Consider the following 8,085-nt stretch of genomic DNA (forward strand, 5'->3'; position numbering starts at 1 on the left):
ATGAACGTCTTGCGGACACCGGCGGCCGCGGAACGGGCCAGCGTCAGCTGCTCGATCTCACCGATCGGGGAGTACGCCACGTTCTGGACGTAGTCCGTGGTGCCCGACAGGCCCTTGGCCAGGCCGTAGTTGTCGTAGCTCACCTGCAGGGTCTCGGCGGGCAGACCGCCGGCCGCGGGCGCGGACGTCGTGTTCAGGGTGCCGTCCAGCCGGTAGGTCACCGTCTGGTCGGTGGTGGCCGCGATGGCGCCCGAGGTGACGAGCGGGTCGTCGGACGGCAGGGACAGCCGGGTCGTCTCCGGACGCCCGAGGACGTCGTAGGCGATGACCGACTTGGTGTACGCCTTGCCGGTGAGACCGCCCTCGTAGCGCGTCGCGGAGGAAGGGGAACCCTTGCGCACCGTGTCGTACGTCCACGCCGCGAGCTTGTTGGCGTCGGACTTCGGGGACTTCCACAGGCCGGTCTTGCGGCCCGCCTCGTCGTAGGCGTACTCCAGGACCGTGTTGCGCGCGTCCTTCGTGGTCGCGATCTGGTCCAGGACCGTGTACGTGGTCGTACCGATCCCCTTGTCGGGGTCGGTGGTGGTGGCGCTCCGGCCGAAGAGGTCGTAGCCGTACGTCCACTTCGCGTTGTCGGGGCCGGTGACCGTGTCCTGCTTGCCGTCGACGGTGTAGGTGTGGCGCACGCTCGTGTACGCGGCGCCCGGCGCGGTACCTCCGTACGCCGGGTCGTTCGGCGTCGTCCCGCTGTACGTGCGGGTCTCCGTCGTCCGCCCGAGAGCGTCGGTGATCGTGCGCGTCGCGCTTCCGCCCTGGACCGCCGTGGTGGCGGTCGAGTCACCGGTGTAGCTGGTGGTGGTGGACTGCTTCTGCACCCCGTACACCAGCAGGCTGCTGGTCGTGGCGCGGCCCAGACCGTCGAAGACGGTCGCGGTCTGCTTGGGGGTGCTGCCGTACTCGGCGCGGGCGTAGACGCCCTCGGGCGCCTTGTCCTTGTCCCAGATGTCGGTGTACGTCTCGTAGGCCAGGCCACGGGAGTCGTAGCGGGTATCCGTCAGGACACGGCCGCCGTTCGGCGACGGCGCCTGGGTCTGCAGCGGACGCAGCAGCGCGTCGGCGATCGTGTAGATCGTCTTGTAGCTGCCGTCGGCGGCGAGGGTGCCGACCGAGGTCCACGGCTGCTTGCCGCGCTCCATCAGGTAGCCGTACTTGACGTTCGGGGTTTGGGACTGGCCGCGGTTGGGCAGCCAGGTGGCGGTCACCCGGCCGAGCGCGTCGTAGGTGTTGTACGTCGAGGCCATGTTCGCCTCGATGGAACGCACGATGGAACCGCGCAGGTCCGTGTACGTGTACGTCTTGTACTGCTGGCCGTTGGCGGCCAGCTTGGGCGCGGTGACCACGGTGACCTGCAGCGGGCCGTTCGCGGCGGGCGTGTAGCTGGTCGTCGTGGTGTTGCCGGCCGCGTCGGTAACGGTCAGCGGACGGCCGAGCTTGGCCGCCGCCGTGTCGTAGGTGGTCTTCGAGAGGGTCTGCCAGCCGGCGGCGCCGGCCGGGTTGCGGTCGGCGGTACCGACCGCCGCCGGATAGGCCTGGGCACGGCCGGTCCAGGTGGCCAGCCCCAGGGTCGGGGTCTGGTTCGCCGTCCAGGCGGTCGCGGCGGTGTCGTCGTACACCGTGGCCGTGTCGGACAGGACGTCGCCACGGGTCGCCGAGTTGGCGGGCAGGGTCAGCTTGTCGTCGGTGAGGGAGCACTCCGCACCGACCGTGCGGGTGCGGGAGACGAGGCCGGTGATGCCCTTGGCGTCGTTGCGGGCGTACCAGGTGCGCGTGCAGGTCTCGTCGCCGGTCTTGGCCGTGTCGCCGGACGACGAGGACTGCGTCTGCATGCCGTAGACGTCGTCGTACGCGGTGTCGGTCCGGGTCGTGCGCCAGGTGTTGGACGCGGTGAGGAACGTGTGGGCGTAGTCGGACGCCGCGTGGACGTAATGGGCCTTCGCGTTGCCGTACGACGCCTGCCTGCTCGCGGTCTCCTTGCTCCACGGGTCGCTCACCGAGACGGAGAGCGCGGTGGCGCCGTCATAGGTGATCTGCTGCCGCTGGAATCCTGAGTACTGGTCGTCGTCGTTGATGTCGGGGATCGTCAGGCCCGTCACCGGGACGGCCGCGATCGTGTTGGTGCGGGTGGCGGTCGTGCCCTTGCGCTTGTCGCCGCGCATGCCCTGCATGAAGACCTTCACGGTCTTCGAGCGGGTCTTGCCGAGGGCTCCGGTGTAGGCGGTGACCTTGCCGTAGCCCCGCCAGTCCGACCAGGTGCGCTCCTTTTCGGGGGTCAGCGGGTCCTCGTTGTGGTGCCAGCCCGGGTTCGCGTACTCGTAGGCGTTCTCGACGAGGTCGTTCTGGCCCGCCGGGTCGGCGATGGTGACGGCCATGACGTTGTACTTGTGGAACCAGTCGAGCTTGGGGTCACCGCCGTTGATCGGCCAGTACACCGGGTAGCAGGACAGCGAGTTGTCGTCCTCGGCCACCGGCATCTTCGTACCCCGTACGCACTCGGGGTTGGAGAGGGTGACCGTGGTGATCGCGCCCGTCTCGGCGGTGATCGTGTTGATGCGCGGGCGGTTGAGCGGGACGATGTTGTCCCCGTCCACGTCCACCCGGTTCGGCTTCATGTGGTAGGTGAAGTCCACCGGCGGAAGATCGACCGTACCGCCGTTCTTGCCCGTGCGCTTGATCGACTTCAGGACCAGGGACTGGTCGCTGGTGTCTCCGAGGTCGCCCGGGTCCAGGTACTCCTGGGTCAGGTCGAAGGTGTCCACCGGTGCGTAGTTGTCCGGCTCAAGGGCCGTGGACCAGGCGAAGGTGTTGATCGCCGTCATCCGCTTGCGCGTGAAGAAGTCCGGGGCGAGCGCCCGGCAGTCGGTGTTGGTCGCCTCGCACATGGCGTCGAAGGGGACGTCCGGCCAGTTGTCCGAGGTGTCCTTGTTCAGGGTGTCGCAGTTCGCGGCGAAGCAGCGCTCCTTGTAGTCGAAAGTGACCTTGTGGGAGGGCGTGCCGGTGAACAGCGTGTCCGCGCGCTGGCCGTAGCGGATCTCGTTCAGGTAACCGCCCCGGATGTAGGGGGCGAGCTTGGTCTTGTCCGCGTTCTTCGCGTAGTTGTTGGTCTCGGCCGTGTACCAGTAGCTGGCCGCGTTGCCGTGGACGTCCTGGACCAGGTCCACGTTCCAGCGCCAGGCCTGGGTCTCCGAACGAGAGCCGAAGGTCGAGCCCTTGGTGTAGCCCGGCTCGCCGGCGTCGTCGCCGAAGACGGGCGCGGTCCAAGTGGAGTTGGTGCGCTCGGAGCCGGCGCCGGGCAGCTTGTTCAGGCCGAAGGTGTAGGTGGTGCCGTCACCGGTGACCACCTTCCAGTACTCGCCGTCGTTGTCGCCGTTGTCGGCGCCGGTACCCCAGGTGACCTGGGAGGCGTCGTCGTCCTTCAGCCGCCACTTGCCGCTGGTGTCGTCCTTGACGAGCTCGCTGGACTTGCCGTTCAGGACGAGGGAGGCGTTCTCGTACTTCCAGCAGAGGTCGTTCTTGTCGGTCTGGCCGTCGTCGTCGCACGAGCCGTACTTGCGCTCGATGTACGAGGAGGTCAGGTCGAAGCCCTCGCCGACCTGCGAGCCCTGGTTGTTGGAGTTCGCGGTCCGGCCGTCGATGGCGCCGGTGCTGTACGAGAACGACAGCGAGGGCGAGGGCCCGGCCGCGGCGGGCGGGACCGCCACCGGATACGACCAGGTGAACGCACCGCCTGAACTCCCGGACTCCCAGCTGGAGGAAGCCGACAGCGGGGTCGCCGCGAAGTCGCCGCCGCCCTGCGGCGAGGCGGTTTCCGTCGCCATCACGGCGAAGACCGCCGGAGCCTGGCCAGGAGCCTTGGCCTTGCCGGCGGTCGGGGTCGGGGTTCCGGCCGAGAGCGTGGTGACGTCGGCCGTCACCGTGCGGTTCTTGATGTCGTTGGCCGAGCGCAGCGGGGTGGTCTTGCGGCACTCCGCCTTCTCGGGCGTCGTCAGCACACAGGCGGGCAGACTGACCAGCCCCAGCCGGGTGGACCAGCCACCACCGACCGCCGAGGCGAAGGACCCGTAGTCGACGGTGACTTGCGCCGGACCGTTGGCCGTGTTCGACGCGGTGAACAGCACACCGGTGATCCCGGCCTTCTCGGCCGCCTTCTGGTCGAGGACGTTGACGGTGGACTTCCCGCCGTCCGGGGCCTCCGCGGCGGGGGCCGCCGGCCCCTTGGGCACCGACGGGTTCAGCAGCGGGCTCTTGACCCGCGCCGTGGACCGTACGTCGACCAGCGGGCGCGAGCCCGACCGCGCGGCCGAGCCCTCCAGCGTGGCCGCCTTCGGCCAGTCGGCCTTGGCCTCCGCGCGGGCCCGGTCCGCCTGGACCTTGTTCTCGGCCTGGTTCTTCGCGACCTGCTCCCGGGCCGCCTTGGCGCCCTGGGCATTGACCGCCTTGACCTTGGCGTCCTTGTGCTTCGCGATCTTCGGGGCGCCGGGGAGGTCGGCGGCCTCCGCGACCGGGGTCATGACCCCCGGCACCGCGAGGGCCAGGGCCAATGCGGCTGCCAACGGCAGCCGGTGGCGGATTCCTCCGCCTGGTGAACGGCTGGACACAAATGCTCCATGAGGTAGGGGTTTTGGGTATGGGTGGGCCGTGGCCGCCCCTGCGGGGACGGCCACGGCAAGTCGTTGATCCGTTTCGGCTGGTCGGGGCTGTGCGGGCTGGCTGCCTGTGCTGTCGGCTACCTGTGCGGTCAGCCGGCCGAGCCGAAGACGATGTCGGAGATCTGCTGGGCGTCCTTGATCGCGCCGGACCAGAGGCGCATGCCCTTGATCTCGCCGGGCAGGAAGTTGCCCCACGCGCTGTCGGTGAAGCCCTTGCCCACGGCGAGCTCGCCGCTTCCGACGGTGGCCGTGTAGGCCTTGGGCTGGGCCTGGCCGGCCGCGCCCACGTAGAGAGTGATGGTGCCGTCCTGCGCGTTGTGGACACCGGTCACCTGGACGCCCGCGTTCACCTCGGCCGGGCCGTCACTGGCCACCTGGGTACCGGATCCGTCGGCCGTCAGGCGCCCGAAGAACCAGGTGCCCTCGACGAAGTCGAGCATCTTGGACGGGTCCCGCTCGTCGGGCTCCTGGCGGACACCCTTCTTCTCGAACCACAGGCCCCACGAGGAACCGGTGCCCGTCCGCTGTCCGATGACCTGGGCCTTGTAACCGTTGGGCTTGGCGAGGAGAGCGGTGTTGTCGAGCTTCGCCTCGGCCGTCACCGAGAACGAACCCGTGTCGTCGACGACCGGACCCGCGACGGTGGCCGCCTGCGTGGAGCCGTTCAGCTTCAGGGCACCTTCGTTGACCGTCGTACCGGTCGTCGCCGTCAAGGTGCGGCCGTTGCCGGAGGTGTCCGCGAAGGCCGGACCGGTCTGCGAGAGGTCCCACGCGCCGGCCAGGTCCAGGAACGGCTTGCCGGTCGCCGGGTCGACGAGGGAGGCGTCCTGCTTGACGGCGGCCTCGCTGAGCTCGTCCTGCCAGGCCTTGACCTCGTCCACACGGCCCGGAAGGAAGTCCGTCAAGGCACCGCGGTGCTTGATGGCGCCGAAGTTCATCGGCCCGGTGGTGGCGATCGGGTTGGTCACGGTCATCTGGCCCTCGACGTGCCCGTTGACGTACAGCTTCGCGATGTTCGTGGACTGGTTGTACGTGGCGGCGATGTGCGTCCACACTCCGGCCTGCGAAGTGGTCGTTCCGGTGACCCGGCCGATGGTCAGCTGGCCCTCGGTCGTGTCCTCCGTGGCCATCTGGAGCATCCACGGCTTGCCGGCCCACGCGGTGATCGCGACGCCGCTCATGTTCTGGCCCGCCTGACCGAACGCCGTGGCGTTCTTGTTCGTGCGGTCCAGGCGGACCCACCCGGCGACGGTGAAGGAGGAACGGGTGTCGATGACCGGCTTGGAGGTGGAGGCGAACTGGTCGGTTCCGGCGAGCTGGAGCGTGCGGTCCTCGTGCGCGGTGGGCGCCTGCACCCAGCCACGCCGGCCGTTCTCCGTGCGCAGGCTGCCCGCGGACAGGTCCGCGTTGTTCTGGAGGGAAGCGTTCGTGGTCGAGGTGTCGACGGCCTGGCCGGAGGCCTCGTCGAAGTTCCAGTAGCCGACCGGGCCGGGGCCCTCCTTGACGACGAAGTCGACGATCTTGGTGGCGCCCCAGCGGCCGAGGGAGTCCTTGGCCTTGACGCTCAGCTTCATCGTCCCGGAGAGCGGCGGGGTGATCGAGACGGTCGGCTTGGCGCCGGCGATCTCGGTCCACGCGGTGTCCGTGGACAGCTTGTACTGGTAGGCCGCGTTCGTGTCGCCCGTAGCCGGACCGAGGGTCAACTGACCCGCCTGGCCGGGCTTGCCGGCCGACGCGCAGGCGGTGCTGGTGCACTCGCTGTACGGCGTACCGAAGGTGACCACCGGCGCCTTGGGGGCGCTGGAGTCGACCTTGAAGTAGCAGTCCGCGCTGGGGGCGCTGGTGCGCTCGTGGCCGTCGGCGTACGAGCGGGTCCAGGTCCGGAAGCGGTACTGGGCGCCGTCGGTCAGCGTGGCGGGCGGGTCACTGGTGACCTTGACGTTGTCCCCCACGAATCCCGTGGAGGGCCGGCTGATGTAGTCGGCGTCGCCCGCGTTGGCCTTGACCGGGGTCCAGGTTCCGTTGGTCTCCTTCTTCTCGGTCTGCATGAGGATCCGCTCCTGGACGCCGGCCTCGCCGCCCCAGACGGTCTCGGTGATCGCCCTCATGGCCGGCGTCGGGTCGGAGACGATCGACGGCTTGGTCGAGTCGTTCGAGCAGATCTCGCCCGAGCCTGCGACGAGGCCCACGTAGATGGGGGTGTTGGGCTTCCCGATGTAGTCGACGGACAGGACCGCGTCGTTACGGAATCGCTTCCACGAGGCGGTGTCCCCCTCGTCCTCCGCGCGCAGCTCCAGGTTCAGCCGGTTGTACTTGCCGTTGGCGAAGTCGCGCACGGTCGGGGTGAGGTTCTCGTCCGGCTCGTCGGGAAGGTTGTCCGCGAACTCCACCGGCGCTGCGGGGGAGTTGGGGTCGCAGGCGGAGCCGCGGCCGGCGGACAGCCAGCGGTCGCCCATCAGGTCCGCGTAGTTGGGCTTGTTGCCCCACTTCGTCGACGAGGAGATCTCCCCGTCCATGCGGACCAGCCACACATTGCGCACCGAGCACTGGAACGCCCACGGCTCGGTGATCCGGAACCGGGCCGTCAGGACCTCCTTGCCACGGAGCTTGTTCGGGGAGAACTCGAAGTACAGGCGCTGCACGTAGCCCGGGCCGCAGTAGTAGCCGCCCCAGGAGCCGCACTCGCCCATGCCCTTGCCCTGGCCGTCACTGCCGTTGTCCCAGTCCCAGAACGAGACACCGTCGTTGCGGAGCGCCGTGTGCTCCGTACCGTCGTCGAGTGCCACGGAAGGGTCGATGTAGAGGGGGAACGCGGCCGGGTCGCTCTGCTCGAGCAGCGCGGCATCCGGTACGACGGCCAGCTTGTCCTTGGCGACGTGCACGGGCATGTTCTTCGCCTGCGAACCGGGAACCGGACCGTCGGCGGGACGAGCGGAGGGCTCAGCGCCCACGGGAGGCTTCGGCAGCGCGCCACCCTCCACCTTCGCGGCGGCGGCCTTCTCCTTCGCCGACAACTCCGCGACCGGCGCGGAGACGCCCTTGGAGTCCCACATCAGCGCCGGAGGAGCCTTGAACACGGGCACACCGTTGGCGTCCGTAGCCGAAAGCCCGCCGTCCTTCGCCGTGTTGAGCTCGACGTCCTTCGCCTTCAGGTCGAACTCGACGCGCTGGAGCTTCGGGTTCTTCGCCGCCTCCGGCGTCTTCACCACGAGAACCTCGCGGTAGCCCTTCAGCGTGGCCGTCATCCGCAGGTCCACGCCCGGAAGGACCTCCGGATAGACGGCGCTGTCACCGTCGATGACCGGCTTGGGCAGCGGACCGCCCTGCCAGCCCAGCGTCATGGACCGCCCGTCACGCTGAATGGTCACCAGCTGCGAGG

General features: G+C 69.2%; 2 protein-coding genes. Both read right to left on the reverse strand.

Annotation, left to right across the window (positions count from 1 at the left end):
* Nucleotides 1-4,610: RHS repeat-associated core domain-containing protein (locus ACWGDE_RS32985; RefSeq protein WP_453392721.1), on the reverse strand; the 4,610-nt coding region annotated here is incomplete at its 3' end.
* A 185-nt stretch (nucleotides 4,611-4,795) separates the two neighbouring features.
* Entirely contained in the window at nucleotides 4,796-8,047 is a 3,252-nt protein-coding gene (locus tag ACWGDE_RS32990) for a LamG domain-containing protein (protein WP_453392722.1), read from the reverse strand.
* Nucleotides 8,048-8,085: the final 38 nt, after the last annotated feature.

It is taken from the genome of Streptomyces sp. NPDC054956 (genome assembly GCF_053609185.1).

Bases quoted from the DNA above. Each gene is read 5' to 3' on its own strand.
- ACWGDE_RS32990 (WP_453392722.1), bottom strand. From the start codon at position 8,047: ATGACGCTGGGCTGGCAGGGCGGTCCGCTGCCCAAGCCGGTCATCGAC.